A 16,420-nucleotide genomic window follows, 5' to 3' on the forward strand; every position below is an offset into this window, starting at 1 on the left:
TGTTCGACTCCGTCACTCATGTATAGGAGTGACGATATGAAGAGTGCACGACTCCTATACATGAGTCAACCCGCCGAGACGAAGAAGTCCCGGCGCCTCCGGAGACATGACGCGCCGTCACTACGTGACGGAGAGTTGCGCCGCCGCTCCGCGACGGTTTTGTAACGCCACTCCGTGGCATTACAACGCTGGCTAGGAGGACGGGCGCCGGCCCTCGCTTGCCGTTACATAATTGGAGTGGCGGAATCGTTTGGACTTGGGTGCTCATAGGTTTCTGACCTGCATTAATCTCTTTAGGCACTCGACTGGAGCGCTGACTTACGTTGAAGCGCCCTGACGGACGCCCTTCCTGCTCCCAATGTGTACCCATTTATGTAACGCTCTTAGAAGCAAGTGCAAAATTATGTAACTGCTACTCTTCGTGTTGGGAGTGCTGGTCTGAACCTCTTGTTAGATACCCGACGCCTGAAAAGGGTACACAGAAAACCTCCCAGAGGGACTCTGTAACCTGCCGAGAGAATGCATTCACTCCATTTACATTACCTGTTTTCTCGTGGAGTGTTGGTTGTTCTGTACCGATTCTCCCCAGATGAGGTTCTCCAAAGGGGTGAATCGTTGTGTGCGAAAGGTAGAGTATCAGGACCTAATTCGGGGCTCGTTTTTCTTGTGCTCGGATTTCTTTGGTCCGTTCTCGGGTCTTCCGCCGGTTCGTCACGCTTGGGCACCCGGGCCCGTTCCCGGGCCTCCTGGATCGTCCGGGCCACGACGCTGGTCCAGGCAGACCAGGCTCGGGCCGCGCGGCTACGGTGAGCCGGTGTCTGATCCTCTTGCCCCTGCACAGCAGGCCGGGCCGTCGCTGGCCGCGTGCGTGATACGCCCGGAACTCGTCTCAGCCCTGCAGGCTCAAGGCGACAAGGGCCGGCGGGCGCTGAGCCTGATGCGGGACGCCGCCCACGTCCTGAATAACACCGACGCGTTCCAAACGCCTTATGAGGTGGCGCAATCGTGTCTGCGGGGCGCACTGGACAGTGTCCTGAGTATCGCGGGCGAGGAATTCCACGGGCTGCGCAGTGCCACCAAGGCGGTCACCGAGGCCGCCGGGGCCGTGACGGATGCCTGGCGCCGACAGCACGAGGTGGAGGCTGCGGATCTCGATGTCCTCGCTGATGCGGTCGAGGAGCTGCGCGCCGAGCAAGCGGACCGCGGCGGGTTCCGCACCCGGCAGATCGGGCACCTGGTGGCCGAGCAGACCCGACAGGAGATGGGGCTGGCTGAGACGGAAGCGGCCCGCAGCTGGAGCGCCTTCTACAGCTCCGCCTCCGGTGTGCTGCACGGATCCGACAGCGGGGCCGACGAGACACGCCGCCAGTTCGACGACATCACGGCCGCCATGGAGCAGCTCTTCCTCACCCTGCCCGAGCGGGCGGACCGGCTGCGGGAGCTGGCCCGGCTGGATGCCCCGGTGCAGCAGGACGCGGACGAGGTCGAGAGGATGACCGACCCGCGGGCAGGGGTGTACTTCTTCCAGGCCGCTGTGAGCGGGCGCTGGCTCGACCTGCTGCCGATAGCCCGGCTGCTGCCCGAGCAGACGCGCTGGCCGGCCGGGCCGTACCTGCGGCGGCTGCAGGCCGAGGATCCGCAGCGGGTGTGCGCCTGGGTCAAGGAGAACTTGGAGGCGATCTGTGCGCAGGGGCCCGGTGCCCTGTCGCAGGCGGTCGCCGTTCTCGGCGAGGCGGGTATGGCGGCGGCCGCCGTGCTGGCCGATCTGGTGCGCTCCCGGCCGGAGCGGTTCGTCCTGATCCAGGCCGCGTACTGGGCCGTCGGTGTCGCCGTCGCCGAGCGGACGGGGCAGTGGGTCTCCGTCGTGGAGAACATCCTGCGGGACCGCGACTTCACCACGAGCGAGTCGTGGGAGAGTGGGCAGTTGCTACGGGAGCTGATCGCTACCGCGCACCCCGGTGGCCGGCTGCGCACCGGCCCGGACCGGCTCGGGGGGATCATCCGCTCCGCGCTCGCCGGTGTTCTCGCCGACCATCTCGGCGACCGGGACGCGTCGTTGCAGGCCGAACTCGTCAACGAACTCGGCACGGTCACGCTGGCCGATCCTCCGCATGCGATCGTCGTGACGCTGATGCGGGCCGTGCTCGATCTCGCTCTGGCCGAGGCACGGCTGGGCGTGCCCGTCGCGCAACGGCTGCGGGGTGTGCGCGGCAAGCTGCCCGCCGCCGAGCACCGGGCACGGCTGATGGCCACGCACCTGACCGAATCCTGGCCCCACGACAGCCTGCAGGCCGAGGCTTCGGCCGACTGGTGGCAGACCGCCATCGAGACCGCACGGCAGGCAGGGGGCGGGAGGTGGCCGAACGCCGACCTCGCCGACTTCCTCGCCCTGCTGGACGCCCACTGCCCGCCCGAGCTGCGGCCGCAGATGGAGGTGGCGCTGGAGGAAGCCCTGAGCGTGCCGCCCGACGCGGCGGAGATGCGTGTGTGGGCCGATGCTTTTCCCGGGCCGGTGCCCAGCCCGTGGCGGATCGTGCGGGGGCTGTCGCCGGTGCTGCCCGAGACAGTGCGGGCGCCGTGGCAGCCGGTACTGGCCCTGCTGGAAGAGAAATACGGGCCGCCGCCCGGCCGACCTGATCCGGTCATGAAGACCACCACCTCCTGGGTGGAGGCCTACGGAGGGCTCTCCCTGGAGGCCTTCACCGCACAGGCCCGGACCGAGGGGACAGCTGCCACGGTCACCGCGCTCGCCGCCGCCCCCGTCAACAACGAAGACTATGCTGACGAAGATCGTGCCGGACTGCTGGGCGAGCTCGTGGCCCAGGACCCGCAGGCCTGGGCCGCCGACCCGGCCGTGATCGCGGCGGCCGCCCAGCGCCCTGCGTTGCAGGCTGCCTACTTCAACGCCCTCCACTTCGCCGCCGGCAGCGGCCGCCTGGATGCCGACGCGCTGGTCCCCGTCGCCGAGGCCGCCTTCGCCGTACGCCCGCAGGAACAGGAAGGCGACGGGCCGGAGGCGGAACAGCTGCAGCTGGTCATCTCCAACCTCCTGCACCACGCCTGGGACAACGGCATGTCGTTGCAGGCAGTGGAGGCGGACGCCGTGACGTGGCTGCGCGGCCTGGTCACCGGCTGGAGCACACCGCGTCTGGACACCCCTTCGCCGCTGACCGCTGCCTCGACGGCGCCCGGCGCCAGCGCCCTGCTGTCCCTTACCGCCTGGGGCCTCCACCACGTGGGACAGACCAGGGAAGGGCTGCCCGAACCGCTGACGGCAACGCTGGAGGAACTCCTGGGCGCCGAGCCGGACGACCAAGCCCTCGCCGTCATCGGGTTCTGTCTCGCCCAGCTCCACGGCCGCGACCCTGCCTGGACCACCAGCCATGCCGACACGCTCCTGTCCCTGGATCACGCCTGGCGCCCCGCACGCGTCTGGCTCACCCGCGGCCGTCCCGATGCTGCGTTGCTGGCCCGGCTGGAACGCACCGGCCTGTGGCATGCCCTGTGTGCGCCGGGGGCCGAAGGCGCCCTCGACAAAGCCTTCCTCACGCTGCTGGATGACTCCGAACCCCTCGGCCCCACGGGGGAGTTCCTCGCTCATCTCACCGACTGCCCGGGCGGGATCGAGGCCGTCAGCGAGATGCTGTCCCGGTTGGCCACCTACACCACCCACATGGCAAGCAGCGAGGTAACCGAGCGGGCCGCCGCCCTGTGGCGGGCCGCGCTGGAGGCCCGTCTTGCGCCCGCGGCCCTGCGCGGAGCAGGGCACTTTGCCTTCGCCGACATCCTTGACGAGAACACCTGGCTGGAGCTCACCGCCGCCACCCTCACCCAGCAGCCCGACCTGGAAGACGCCGACCACGCCGCCGAACGCGCCGCCCGCAGCCCGCACTCCCCGTCAGCCCAGCTCATCGCCGCCGCAGCCCTCGACCACGGGTCCCTGGAGGGCTACCGGCGCATCCGGACCGTCCGTCATGCCGCCGCTCTCTACGTCGGCTCCCCCGTCCAGGACACCCCCGAGCGCGAGGCACTGCGCGTGGCCCTGATCAACGCCGGAGCCATCGACGACGCATACAGAAACTGATCGACACCGCTTAAGGACGTCAAACCGGCCGCCGACACCTCTTCCATTTCCTGTTTCCTAGGTGGTCGGCGTGAAAATGACATGCCCCTTCGTCACTCATGCCAGCAATAAGTGAGCACCACCCGTCAGCGCCAACAAACAGGTCACCGCACCTGCATCACTGACGCCCAGACGACGACGTTCCACCGACACTCCCCCCGCAGACCATCAACCGTCAGCACACCGCCTGGCAGGGCCTATGGACGGGCAGCGCGAGCTCCTGGAGGCCATCGGCGTCGTACCCCTGCCGCCGACAGGAGGGACCCGCCAAAACCCCCAAGGCGGCCTCTGGCGCCTTCGAGCGGGGCGTGGCGGCCCTCGGCCCAGTACAAAAGCCCGCACGGGCTCTGTCACGGTCCCCAGGGCCCACGTAGAGCGGCTGGAGGACGGGACGGAGGTCAAGCCGTTTCTCTCGAACAGCAAGAGCAGGCGCGGGAAGCTGAGGGCCGACAAGCTCCAGCAGTTGGCCGACCTCGGGCTGGAGTGGGCAGCGTAGGGGATCCAGGGATGTGGAGTGCTGAAGACCTGGCCCGGGGTTGCAGCGCGTCGGCAGGGCCATGGCTTGAGCGCCACGCTGGTGGCAGAGAAGGTCGCGGAAGCGCCCACCGCGAGCAAGGGACGCGGCAACAGCTGGACGGCGTTCTCGTCGACCGCAGGCGGTACGCGAGCGCACGTCAGAACTGGCGGGCTGAAGGCGCGAGAGCGCACTACGGGACGGTGGCGTAGCAGCCGCACCTACACGCCGGTCAGCTGCCGTTCAGGGAGATCACATGCTGGTGAGCGCAGATGGACAGCGCTCTGGCTCGGCACGGATAACAAAGACACCTGGTCCCTCAGGTTCCGAGGCGCGGCGCACCCGTTCCTCCCACATGGCAGGCCAGCATGTCGCCGCACTCCATCTCACTCCTTCGAGAGGCACCCATTCCAGGTCAGTACTGCGAAGGTCGCTGTCCACGAAGTCGCTCACGATCTCAGTGAGTGCCTCATGCACCAAGTGCAGATCACCTGCCAAGCGCAGCACCTCCTGGCAGGCACGGACGGTGTTGGCAGGAAGCTTGTAGGAGAAGCTGTCGGCCATGGCACGCGTCATCGGTCCAAGGCAATCATTGCCATGCGCCAAAGCACGGACGCGGGCGAGGCCGTAGGCAAGATCGCGCCTGAGAGCGTGTGCCCACCGGCCAGCCACCGCCAGCCGACCTGCGTCCAGTGCTTCCGCAAGCGCGTCGGCGTCGAGCGTCGCTTCAGCGAAGGTGCGGACGATCTCCAAGACCGTGCTACGCAGCTCCATGCGCAATGCCGGGCTGCATGCCCATAGTTGGCGGGCCTCGTCAGCAAGAGAGCCAGAGCTGGACCGATCGAGCGTGCAGGTGGAACCGCTCGTCGGGGTGGAGCGCTGGCCCATAGCATCGTGCAGCCGCTCGCGGATGCGGTCTGGGATCTGCTCCCTGACCCGACAAACGTGCTCGGTTCCAAGACTGGAAGCGTCCAGCAATGCCTCGAAGTCATCGGACGCCGACGCAGTGTTCTCACCGTGCGCTGTGGTCATGGTTACTGACCTCCCGCCTGCTCGTCGAGCCCCAGAGCGCGAAGCTTGTGGCGGCTCCGGCTCAGGCGCCGCTCCATGGCCTTTTCGGACAGTCCAACCGATGCCGCTGCTTCCCGTTGGGTGTATCCCAGCGCGCGCCTCACCAGCCCATTGCGCAGTTGCTGATCCGAAAGGGCAGCGAGTGCGCGCCTGACCTGATCCTGGATGACAGCAGCCTGATCCGGGTCGACCGCTCCCTCGTCTGCGAGGTCCACGCATGTGGGCTCATCCTCAAGCGAGACCTTTCCCATCGTGCTCTGTGAACGATCTCGGAACCATTGTTCGTACACCGGACGGAACGACCGGACGCAGGCCCCCACGTAATAGGTCGTCAAACTCGCGCCGCCTGCCTCTTGCCACCGCCTACCCACCAAGCCGTAGGTGCGGAAGAGCTCCAGTCCGGCCAGCACGGTCTCCGTCGCGAGCAGGTAGCGGTCATCCTGGCTCCAGTCGCCGCCATGCCGCACGCAGATCGGCCGCCCCGCCAATCTGCTCTGGCGAAAGATCTCCCCGCTGTGAGTCCAAGCGAGCATGATCGGCCACCCATACTCCATCAGCCGACAGGCGAACCGGTCATAACGGGGGCCAGCGAATCCGTCGCCCCGCAGCGCCGCAACAAGACGGCCATCGGCTGCAAGGCGGGCTACCCGTTCATCAACGGGTAGGTCTGTATCTCCCAGGGACGGAAGGTGTTCAACAAGCCCTCGGTCGGCTTGGGATGGGCGTCCGCCGTCCGCTTCCGGGCGGTCGACATCGATCCCTGGACTGTTCCTTGACTCGTGACGCCTGAGGACGTGTCGAGACGGGCGTGGTTCGCTCACGTCTACGGTCTTAGCGGCCGGGTAGGCCAGTCCCCCCCGCGAATCAGCAAGGTTTCTGAGCAGAAGCTCGTGACATGGAGCACAGGGGGAAGAGGACCGCGAACGGGCTACAGCATCAACACCGGAACCCCGGCGATGCAAACACTTTCTGTGTCGTCGCCTCAATCAATCGGAGTAGATGTGAACAGCCAAGAGCAGGGCCCTCTTCTGAGTCAGCGAGCTGCCATCGTGTTCGTTCTCGGCACACTTGCCGGGCTCAGTGCAGGCGTGCTCACAGCCTTCAACGGCGGCAGCCCAGCTGCTGCGCTCCTCGCTGGCGGCGCGGCGGGCGCGGGCGCCGTCCTGTTCTTTCACACGATCATCGGCTGACGTGCAGCCCCAGCCAGGCGCGCACCCCCAATGCGGGCCCCGGGGACGGTGGCTGCTCCCCCGGGGCCCGTTGGTGTGTGCGACTAGGGTCAGATCTCTCCGGCCTCCGTGGCGGTGAGCCAGTCGGCGGCCACGGCATGGGTCAGCAGCGCGAGGCCAGTGCGGGCCGGCCGCACCGAGTGGTTGACGTTTGCCGTCGCCGGTGCGGCGGCCCTCGCTCACTCAGAACGTGGTGACGGTCGGAGCGTGCCGGAATCCGGCGGCGATCTCGTGGTGGCGTGCGGGCACCGTGTTCGGGCCGACGCGGACGTAGAACTCCGCGCGCTGTCCGTCGCGGTAGGCGTACATCTGGCTCCCGCCGGAGACTTCGATCGCGAGGACTGTCTTTCCGTCGTGTTCGATCACGCGTGGCTCGTAGGACGGCACCGGCTCCAGGTTGTCTCGGATCATGCCGACGACCTGGAGGACCTGCTTGTCGACGTTCGCTCCCTCGGGCAGGCCCACGATCTGCAGGTCATCGCGGACGCCGATCAGGACGGTGCCGCCGTCCTGCGATGCGAAGGCGGCGATGGTCTTGAGCATCTTCTTCCGAGAGTCGCCTTCCGGGACCGCCTGTTTGCACTCCAGGTGCTTTCCCTCCCCGTTCGCTAGGAGAAGCTCCAGCTCCGGGCCTGGCTGCTTCCAGACGACCGAGGCGTCGCGGGCGCGCCCGTACGTGGGGGCCGGGAAGTGGCGCCAGTCCAGCCACTGGTCCGCGCGGCGGAGCATCAGCAGGCTGTCGTGCGCGAGTCCGTGGGGCAACGCGAAGCGGTAGGCGCCGGCGCCGTCGACGGACTGACGCTCGTTGCCCGCCGCCCAGCTCAGCTCAAGTACCGCGCCGTCCAGGTCCTCGCCGTCTACGAAGGCCGTCAGCAGGTCGGGGCCGATGGTGATCTGCTCAAGCCAGCCCGCTCGCTGCGGCAGGACGATGCGCCACAGGTCCGAGCGGCCCGCGTTGCTGTCGTGCGGGCGTTGGTGGAGAAAGGCGCTGAGGGCCTGGTCGAAGTTCAGGAAAGAGGGGCCGTCCCCAATTAGCAGGTCGTTGTCGGACTGGAGCGTGTTGGCGTCCCGGTTGATGGTCCACTCGGTGCGCGGCCACGGCGTGGTCACCCGGTCCCACTCTTGCTGGCCGCGCAGCCGAGATGTGGAGGCGCTGGAGGGCGGCGGGCCGGGGGCGACGACATGGAGACCGTGGACATCCTGTTCGCCGCCCCGCAGTAGCGCGGCGACCGTCGGGCCGGGCAGGCTCAGTTCCAGGAAGCTCGCCGTGCTGTAGCGCCAGGCCCGCTCCGTCACCGGGGTGTCGTCGTCCAAGGTGACCTGGCCATGGTGCAGTTGCCACTGTTGTGCGTCCGCGACCAGTGCCAGCCGGACGTTTACGGCGGCGCGCTCGCTGAGCATCGCCACCAGTACGGCCGTGTCCGTCTGCCCGTTGTTCGCCATGTCCGGCCTTCCCTCTCCCCCGCAGCGTGTGGAGCCGAACCAGGCGCACCGTCACGGCCCGTGCTCCCGAGCAGGCTACGCCGGGGTACGCGAGCGGGAGACCAAGTGCTGCTGCTCAGCTCAGGCGGTAGCCGAGCAGCTCGAGGCCGGCGGCCGCGGCGCGGGGTTGCGTCGGCGGCCTCCCGCCGCAGTTCCTAGTCCGGGCCAGGGTCACGAAGGGGATTGCGGTGACCGCAGTCCCAGCACTTAACCGTGTCCGGGAGCCTTTCGAATCGCGCGCCAGAGACGCCGTAGGAGCCGTCGACACGGAAGCCGCCGCACTCCTGGCACGGAGTTGCGCGGAAGGATTTGTCACAGCGTGGGCAGTAGCCCTCCGCGATCTCCGTGCCGATACGGATGTTGAGGGAGTCCGCGCTGCTACAGCGGGCGCAGAAGACCTGTTTCGTGTCCATAGCGCTGGTTTACATCAGATCGGTCTCAACGTTCCCCCCGTCGATCCGCCCGAGCATGCTGGCGTGGAACGGCTCGGGGGCGCTTGTCAGGCGCTCTTCACATCCGGTCGCGGCTGAAGGGGTCAGGCCCTTCGGCGGGCACGAGCGATGTCTGCTCGATCAGCGGCAGGATGATCGGACGCAGCAACGCGCTGGCGTCGGTGGGGTTGCCGGGGCCGCCCTTGGCCACGCTTCCCGCCGCGCCAGCGAGCAGGTCGGCAAGCTGAATGGACGCGTGATCATGGGAACTCCCGCGCACTATGCGCTGGATGCGAAGGCGCCGGTGCATGACGGAAGGCGTAGCACCGACCCCGGAGCGCAGGACGTTTCTGGTCACCTCCAGCCGGGCGTCCGTGAGTTCTCGGTGTTCGTCAGCAAGGACGCTGATCGCTCCCAAGCGCTCACTCCAGGCTCTTGTCAGGGTGGCGAGCGCGGTGTCCAGAAGCTCCAGGTGCGGCGGCTGTTGAGGCGCTACGTCGTCGTGAAGTGCCTCCGCGTGGGCACGCGTGTCCCGAAGCCATCGCAGGGCCTCGGTGACGTTGCGCCGGGTCGATATGGTCCAGGCCGCCTCCACTTCTTCGTAAAAGGTCTGGATGACGGCCTGCCGGTCGCCGGGGTCTCTGCGGCGGGCGAAGGCAACGAAGGCCTGCTCCAGCTTGTTGAAGCGGTCGTTCTTCAGCGCACGCCGGCCGTCGCAGGCGAGGGCTCTGGCAAGCCTTCTGGCCTGCCTGTTTTCATGCAGGTCGATGCCGCGTAGGTAGGCCTCTTCTTCGACCAGGAGGTCGATGACCTTGCTCATGATTCCGTATCGCTTGTCGACCACGTAAACCGAACATCGTCCGTGCAGTGCGCCGTCCTTCTGCCACAGGCGGCTGAGCTTCTGCAGTCGGTCTCCACGCTGGAAGTGCTTGAACTTCAGATCGCGGACGGCCGGCTGGATGTTGGTCTCTGTGCGCAGGTCGCGCACGATGCCTTCGGCTTCCGCGTCGTCGACGGCGACTCCGGCCACCATCATGTAGAGGCCTTCGCTCAGAAGATCCTCGCCGTCGTAGCCCGACTCGTCACAGGCTATCCAGCGCCCGTCCGCTTCACTGTCGAGCGTCGGCGCGGTTTGGGCAAGCCGCTCGTACTCGGCTCCGGTCAGAGGCATGACCGCATTGTCTCAAGTGTCAACCACCTGTAGCTGGGGATTCTCCCGACATTGCGAGACTCGGACGCGAAGACGAAGCGCGCGATGCTCACCGCCGACAAGCTCTAGGCTCTGGCCGACCTCGGGTTGGAATGAGCGGCGCAGCCCGAACAAGATCTTCTCGAAGCGGCTCGGAGCCGTCTCGGAGAGTACGAGGGCGGTCGTCGATGACCGCCCGCCACTTTGGTCACCGGGGCCAGAGGTGCCGTGAAAGCTCTTCCTTGAGTCGGTTGGTGAGCTGCTCGCCTTGCTGCATGTCCTCCACGGGCAGGCGGACGACCTGGATCCCGCAGCGCTGCCACTGAAGGTCTCGGTTTCTGTCATCGGCGTACCGGCGGCGGTCTCGGTCGTGAGGTCCGTCCCCTTCGAAGACAACTGCCTGTCCGTTCCCAAGCACGATGATGTCCGGTGTCCAGGTGTGGCCGGCCTGCAGCCGTACTCCAGGGAGGGGCGCTATGGCGATGGTGCGATCAGGCGGAGTCGTTGGCGGTCGACGTGAGAATGACATGGCCCTTCGTCACTCATACCAGCAACAAGTGAGCACCACCCGTCAGCGCCAACAAACAGGTCACCGCACCTGCATCACTGACGCCCAGACGACGACGTTCCACCGACGCTCCCCCCGCAGACCATCAGCGTGCCGTGGTTGCCGAGCGCCGCTTTGGGCCGATCAGGTCCTGCGGGCAGTCGTGTCAGGCGCCAATGCCGATGTAGGAGACGTAGGTGTAGGCGCCCCAGTCGGAGTCGAGTTCGGCGATGATGTCGTCCCAGAGGTCTTCCATGGTGTCCAGGTCGCTGGCGACGAGGGCGTCGACGGCATCGTCCCAGATGTAGCGGACCTGCCGGTGCTGGATCCTCAGGTTGTCGCGGCGGCGTGGCTCGTCGACGGCGGTCTGGTTGACGGGGTGGATCTCGATGCGGGTGCCGCGGCCATTGCGGTTGAGGTGCTGCTTGAGGGCGCCGGGGTTGGCGAGCACGTTGTGGGCTCGCAGGTTCCAGTAGGCGGTGTCGATCGCTTCAAGGTTGGCCGGGCGCGGGCGCTGGGTGCCGCGGGTCCAGGCGCGGATCGTGGCGGGGGTGGCGTGGATGCCGGCGTCGGCCAAGGCTTGGGGGCCGCCTTTGGTGGTGGTGAGGTAACGCATGCGGGCTTTCAGGCCGCGGCGGGTGTCGACCGGGGATTTGATTCCGCCGTCGATGATCATGCGCTCGAGGGCGTCTTCGAGGGCGCGGGCGAGGGCGATTCTTCCGTGGACGTTTCCCGGGTCGCGGTCTGCCCCGTAGTTGCCGAAGTTCTTCCAACCGTCGGTCGACATCTATCGAGCGCTCTTCCTCGGCAGGGGGTACTGGTCTTTTTGTTTCATCTGGGTGGTGAGGCGTCCTTCGGTGAATACGGTGCGCCAGTCGCCGGCGACGTGGAGTTCGTCGGTGCCGCGGACGCGGACGACGGTCAGGCCGTTGCTGTGGGCTCGGTGGGATTTATACCAGAGGTTAGCGAATGCCTGGGAGCGGATGATGTGCATCCAGTCGGGTCGGCGGATGTCGCGGTTGACGCTTGATTCTCCGATGGTGGAGGTGAATTTCGAGTACATGGCTTTGATGTATTCGACGGTCATCGTGTCGTCGGCTTCGATGGCTTTTTTGCGGGCTTCGGTCAGGACGCGGCGGAATTTTTCCAGGAGGCCTTCGCTGGCGCCGGAGGTCCAGCGCTCGGTGATGTGGGGGGCCTCGCACAGGCCGAGGCGGGCGCAGCGAATGAGGAGGCGGATGGTGGCGTCGTCGAGGAGCACGGGGCCGTCTTCACGGCGGTTGCCGATCGGGTCGGGCAGGTGGGGGTGGTGCCAGGTGGGGCGGGTAGGGAGGCGGTAGATGCCGGAGCGTTTGGGGTCGAAGCCGCCGTGGGGGTCGTGGATCAGGGCGCCGATGGGCAGGTGGGTCTTGAAGGCGGACAGGAAGCTGGCGTTGGTGTCGAGGGCGTTGACGATGATCGGGGGGTGGGTGCCGTTTTGGAGGGCATCCATGAGGTGGGTGTTGGTCCAGTTGTGGCGGCCCTCCCAGATTTCGTCGGCGCCGTCCTTGGTTTTCTTTCGGAGGAATTCGAGGGTTTCCGGGTAGACGGTGTGCTCGTAATTTCCGCCGACGCGGGTTGCCTCGAACAGAGCCATTGCGTTCGGTACGGCCTTTTTCACCAGGGCTTCGGTTGCGGCGGCGATGTCACCGTCGTGGTCGTGGAGGGCTTCGTCGACGGCGCGGGTGATCATGCCGGTGAAGTAGCTGTAGTCCCGGTTTGCGTAGCCGCCCTCTGGCGGAGGTGGGGCGGTGGGGCGGCGGGGCGATGGCCTGCGTGGGGCGGCGGTGTGGCCTGTCGGGACGGGCTCGGTGGGCGTGGGCTCCTGGGGCGGGCTGGTGGGGGCTTGAAGAGGCGCCTGCGGGGGCTGTGCCGGGGTGTGCAGGCTCGCGGTCGGTGGCGGCGCTGGGGTGGTGGGGCTGGCGTAGGGGGTGGCCGGGTCGGTGATGCGGGCGTGGGCGAGGTCGGCGTGGAGGGTGAGGGTGGCCTGCGGGCCGAGGTCGCGTTCGGCGACGGTGGCGTGGATCTGGTCGGCGTCGCGGGTCAGGGTGATGGTGATGTCGAGGCTGAGCGCGGCGATCAGGCGGGGGTCGTCGGTATCGACGGCGGCGAGGACGGGGAGCTCGTGGGTGCGGGCCAAGTGGGCGAGGGCCTGGGCGGCGTCGGTGATCTGAGTCAGGCCGGACAGCGGCAGCCGGGGGTCTTCGGTGGTCTGCAGGCGGTCGACCACGACGAGGGCTAGGCCGGGCAGGTCCGGAACGCTCTCGGCGATCGCGTCGGTGGTCAGGTCGGTGCCGTCGTCGATGTACAGCGGGGCTTGGGCCAGGTGGTGGTGGAGGGCCGCGGTGTCGTCCTGCTCGGTGGGGGTGAGGCGGCCGGCTCGCAGGCGGCGGTAGTCGACGGGCAGGTGTGCAGCGACGATGCGTGCGGCGATGTCGGCGCGGGTGAGTCCGGAGGCGGCGTACAGGACGGGTTGGTGCTGGTCGAGGGCGCTGGTGCGTGCGGCGGCGGTGGCGATCAGGCTGGATCCGGCTCCTGGGGCGGCGGCGACGAGATAGAAGCGGCCGGGCTGGAGGCCGCCGAGGGCGTCGTCCAGGGTGCGGATGCCGGTCGGCAGGCCCATCAGGGGTGTGAGTGTGGCGGTTTCACCGGTGGGGGCGGTGGTGGGAAGGACGGTGTCGAGGGCTTGCGCGAGTGCGGCCAGGCGTCGCGGGGTGCGTGGCGCAGTGATAGTTGGTGGGCCGCTGGCCGGGATGACGGTCTCGTGACTGGTCCCGGGCGTCGCGGGAGTGGGGCCCGGCGGGCCCGGCTCGGGCGGGGCCGAGGGGGGTGCGGGGAGGGCGGCCGGTGGTGTGAGCGGGTGCTGGAGTGTCGGGGGGCTGGGTGCGGGGGTGGGAGCGGCCGGGGAGCCGGTGGGGGTGGCCGACGGGGCCGGTGTGGCTGGGGTGGTGCCGCGTGAGGCGGGGGTACTGGCAGGTGCAGGCGTGTCCTGGGCTGCTGGCGTCGGTTCCGGCTGTGGTTCCGAGGGCGTGGTGGGTGCAGCGGCCGCTTCGGCAGGAGGAGTGGTCGGTGCGGGCGCGAGGTCTTTCGCGGCCTCGACTTCGGCTTCGGCTGTTGTGGTCGGGAGGGGGGTCTGGACTGCTTGCGGGGGTGTTGTGGCGGAGTCCGGGGCTGCTGCTGCAGCCGGAGCCGCTGTGTCGGGTGCTGGCTCGGCTTGAAGTGCGGGCGGGGTGGGGGTGCCGTCCGCGGCTGCGGCAAGCAGGACGGCGACGGGGGTCTTGTGGCGGCACAGCACCTGAGGGTGGCCCTCGGCGCCGTACTGGATCAGATCCCCCAGCTTTTTGCGGGCGTCCACGAAGCTGTGGGTGGGGGCTTGGGTGAGGTCCCAGCCCAGTTCGGTTGCGTGGGCGGGCGTGGTGAGCAGTGCATGGTGCGGGCCACGCGTCAGGGGTGTGGGGTGCCCTTGGATGGCGGCGTTGATCAGCTGCTTGAGTGTGCTGCGGGCCTCGTGCAGCGTCGCGGGGCCGGTGCGCGTCAGGGCGTGTGGTGTTTCCGCGTCAGGGGCGGCGGAGGTTGTTCCCCGCTCGTACAACGGGCCCTCAGCTGACTCGGGTTGACTGTCATCGCCGTGTCGGCGGCTGGCGTCTTCGGAGGCTGTCTTGGCCGCTGAGGATGGTGTGGGAGGCGTGGGAAAACTCAATGGCCAGTTGCCCGCCCAGCGCGGAGCCTGGTCGGACGGCTCCTGTGAGGCTGCAGGCGGAGCGGTGTGGGCGGGGTTGCCCGGCACGGCAGCGCCGGAAGACGCCTCACCGGCGGTGCGGGATGAACGTGAGGAGGACACCCGGGACTCCAAGAGCAAGTGGCAAGCGGATCGCAAGGGGAAGGTCGGGCAGTCGGCTCGGCAGCGGCCGCCTCTGCGAAACGACCGCGCCGCTAAAAATGTAACGTTGCCCCCCAGTCTAGCCGACGTTACATAATATTCGCCCCGGAATTATGTAACGCTTGGGTTGGTGTCGTGGGTGATCAGGCCGGTCCTGCCCGGGAGGATGGCAGGCAGGTGGTTCGGGAGGTGTCAGGCGTGATCGGCACCGTGCCCCGTGGGGGTGGCGGGCTCTACCAATGCCTTCAGCTGGGCACGGAAGGCGGCCTGCTCACCGGCCCATGCTTGCCTCTGGGCCTCGTCCTCCGGCTCGTCGTCGTCCTCCGGCTCGTCGTGGTCGTCATACAGCCAGATGTCCGAGGACTGCTGCTGGAACGTCCTCTCGCGCATCCGTTCCTCGTAGTCCTCGTACGTCTCGTCCGGATGGATCTGCCCGGTACGGCGCTTGATCTCCTCGTCGCGCTCACGGCGTTCGAAGTACTCCTGCACGGCCGGGTCGGCGTCGGCGCACGCGTACCCTCTGCCTCGCCGGGGCGGCTCGGGCGGTCGCCGGCGGTCCTCGATGCGGTCGAGGACCGCGTGCCACTGTGCGGCGTCCGCCACGCTCACGTCGAAGGCTTTCAGGAGCGCGGCCAACTGCTCGCGGCCGGGCAGGACCTTCCCGATGAGGATCAGGTGGGCTGTCGAACGCGGTACACGGTGCCCGTCGGCCTTGGTTGCCTTCTCGATGGCGCGGTAAGAGGGCCGGCCGGCCCTCAGGCGCAGCCGCGTCAGTTCCTGGCCCAGGGAGGCGGGGGTGCGGACCTGCCGGGTCCGTCGGCCGCGACCAGCCAGGTGTGGGCGGGCCTTCTCGATTGCAGCTGCCTTCCACAGGCTCAGGGCTGTCGCTTCTCGCCTCTGCGTGGAGTGGCTGCCGGGATCGCCGGCAGCGCGGGCGTAGGCGAGGACGGTCTCGAGCGGGGGCAGGTGGGTGCCGCGGGCGGCCTGGCTGAGGGTGGAGGCTCCGCGGTACCCGGGCGCGCCCGGTGGGCCGGTGCGCTCGGACAGGGTGGCGTAGGTGGTACGGGTGTCGTCCTTGAGCTGGCGCAGGTAGACGGCCAGGGCCCGCAGCCGGGGGCTGGTGCCGGCGGCGACAGGTTTGGTGGGGCGGCCCATGTCACCGGGTGCGGCGGGAGGGCTTGGCGACGTAGCTGGAGCGGCGGCCGGTGATCAGGTCGGCCACTGCGGCGGCCACCACGACCAGCGCGGCCGGGACGGGCCGGTTGCCGGCGGCCAGTCCGGCCGATGCCAGGACGACCACGACGATGACCACGACCTCGGGGATGCCCAGCCGACTCGGCTGGGTGCGGGCAGGGAGGTGGCTGGCGCAGAACGCCGGCGGCTCGGGGCTGGCGGCGGGCAGGGGAAGGGCGGACATGAGCAGCTCCAGGAAGGTAGGGGTGAGGTCCCCAACCCGGGTGATTCGGGAAGGGATTGGTGCGAGGCGTATCCCGCCGTCGATGCCTCAAGGTTCCCTCGCCGACGCTCTCAAGGCCAGCCTGATCGGCGCCCGTTCAGGCTGACGTGTTCACCGTCGTGAAACGCAGGTACGTCGTTCGTCCCTGGTCAGGCCACCTGGAAAATCGGGTTGACCCGAAATCGTCCAGGGCTTGCACCGTCCCTGGTACAGCTGGCCGAGAGGTGTGTGAAGCGAAATTCCCGACTCCGGACACGAGGTCGAGTGGGCGAAAAGGGCGTCTGGTTCCCGTTCTTCGGCCGGCGGCAGTCGGCCCGGGTGGGTGACGGAGAGCGGAGTACATATCCGCTTTCGGGGTGCAGAGAGAGTGTGGCTGCGACAATGAAGTACCGCAGGGGGCGGGTGGGGCGACTTCGCTGTAGGTGAGGGTGCAGGCCTCTTTTTTGTGTGAAGGGGGAA

General features: G+C 68.1%; 10 protein-coding genes. 2 read left to right on the plus strand and 8 right to left on the minus strand.

The annotated features are described in order from the left end of the window. The first annotated feature begins 994 nt into the window (after window positions 1–994). Window positions 995–4,084 (plus strand): hypothetical protein, encoded by a 3,090-nt coding sequence (locus ABT026_RS17735; RefSeq protein WP_351115444.1) that lies wholly within the window; start codon window positions 995–997, stop codon window positions 4,082–4,084. A gap of 805 nt (window positions 4,085–4,889) precedes the next feature. Here the strand turns inward: ABT026_RS17735 and ABT026_RS17740 are convergent. Next, window positions 4,890–5,669 carry a hypothetical protein gene (locus tag ABT026_RS17740; RefSeq protein ID WP_351115445.1) on the minus strand — a complete coding sequence of 260 codons (780 nt, stop codon included), beginning with the start codon at window positions 5,667–5,669 and terminating at the stop codon, window positions 4,890–4,892. Window positions 5,670–5,671: 2 nt separating this feature from the next. After that, window positions 5,672–6,241, minus strand: coding sequence for an RNA polymerase sigma factor (locus ABT026_RS17745; protein WP_351115446.1), 570 nt, complete (start codon window positions 6,239–6,241; stop codon window positions 5,672–5,674). A gap of 468 nt (window positions 6,242–6,709) precedes the next feature. Between ABT026_RS17745 and ABT026_RS17750 the strand changes: the two genes are divergently transcribed. After that, complete coding sequence (locus tag ABT026_RS17750) at window positions 6,710–6,898, plus strand: hypothetical protein (protein ID WP_351115448.1); 189 nt, start codon at window positions 6,710–6,712, stop codon at window positions 6,896–6,898. Between the two features lie 222 nt (window positions 6,899–7,120). On the opposite strand, the gene ABT026_RS17755 is transcribed toward ABT026_RS17750, so the two are convergent. The 6 genes from ABT026_RS17755 to ABT026_RS17780 form a co-directional block, all read right to left on the minus strand. Next, on the minus strand, window positions 7,121–8,380 hold the full coding sequence (locus ABT026_RS17755; protein ID WP_351115449.1) for an AlbA family DNA-binding domain-containing protein: 1,260 nt from the start codon (window positions 8,378–8,380) through the stop codon (window positions 7,121–7,123). A 549-nt stretch (window positions 8,381–8,929) separates the two neighbouring features. Then, window positions 8,930–10,021 (minus strand): DUF3800 domain-containing protein, encoded by a 1,092-nt coding sequence (locus tag ABT026_RS17760; protein ID WP_351115451.1) that lies wholly within the window; start codon window positions 10,019–10,021, stop codon window positions 8,930–8,932. A gap of 731 nt (window positions 10,022–10,752) precedes the next feature. Continuing rightward, a complete protein-coding gene (locus tag ABT026_RS17765) occupies window positions 10,753–11,373 on the minus strand; it encodes a hypothetical protein (protein WP_351115453.1) in 621 nt (206 codons plus the stop codon). Next, on the minus strand, window positions 11,374–13,248 hold the full coding sequence (locus ABT026_RS17770; protein WP_351115454.1) for a DnaB-like helicase C-terminal domain-containing protein: 1,875 nt from the start codon (window positions 13,246–13,248) through the stop codon (window positions 11,374–11,376). Window positions 13,249–14,697: 1,449 nt separating this feature from the next. After that, the gene (locus tag ABT026_RS17775) at window positions 14,698–15,660 is read right to left on the minus strand and encodes a hypothetical protein (RefSeq protein WP_351115455.1); all 963 of its coding nucleotides are present in this window, start codon (window positions 15,658–15,660) and stop codon (window positions 14,698–14,700) included. Between the two features lies 1 nt (window position 15,661). Further along, window positions 15,662–15,922: a hypothetical protein gene (locus tag ABT026_RS17780; RefSeq protein WP_351115456.1), complete on the minus strand. Its 261-nt coding sequence runs from the start codon at window positions 15,920–15,922 to the stop codon at window positions 15,662–15,664. Between the last annotated feature and the right edge of the window lie 498 nt (window positions 15,923–16,420).

The organism is Streptomyces sp. NPDC002734, from assembly GCF_040295685.1.
Classification (GTDB): Bacteria; Actinomycetota; Actinomycetes; order Streptomycetales; family Streptomycetaceae; genus Streptomyces.

Bases quoted from the DNA above. Each gene is read 5' to 3' on its own strand.
- ABT026_RS17745 (WP_351115446.1), bottom strand. From the start codon at position 6,241: ATGCTCGCTTGGACTCACAGCGGGGAGATCTTTCGCCAGAGCAGATTG.
- ABT026_RS17775 (WP_351115455.1), bottom strand. From the start codon at position 15,660: ATGGGCCGCCCCACCAAACCTGTCGCCGCCGGCACCAGCCCCCGGCTG.
- ABT026_RS17780 (WP_351115456.1), bottom strand. From the start codon at position 15,922: ATGTCCGCCCTTCCCCTGCCCGCCGCCAGCCCCGAGCCGCCGGCGTTC.
- ABT026_RS17765 (WP_351115453.1), bottom strand. From the start codon at position 11,373: ATGTCGACCGACGGTTGGAAGAACTTCGGCAACTACGGGGCAGACCGC.
- ABT026_RS17755 (WP_351115449.1), bottom strand. From the start codon at position 8,380: ATGGCGAACAACGGGCAGACGGACACGGCCGTACTGGTGGCGATGCTC.
- ABT026_RS17740 (WP_351115445.1), bottom strand. From the start codon at position 5,669: ATGACCACAGCGCACGGTGAGAACACTGCGTCGGCGTCCGATGACTTC.
- ABT026_RS17770 (WP_351115454.1), bottom strand. From the start codon at position 13,248: ATGGGCCTGCCGACCGGCATCCGCACCCTGGACGACGCCCTCGGCGGC.
- ABT026_RS17760 (WP_351115451.1), bottom strand. From the start codon at position 10,021: ATGCCTCTGACCGGAGCCGAGTACGAGCGGCTTGCCCAAACCGCGCCG.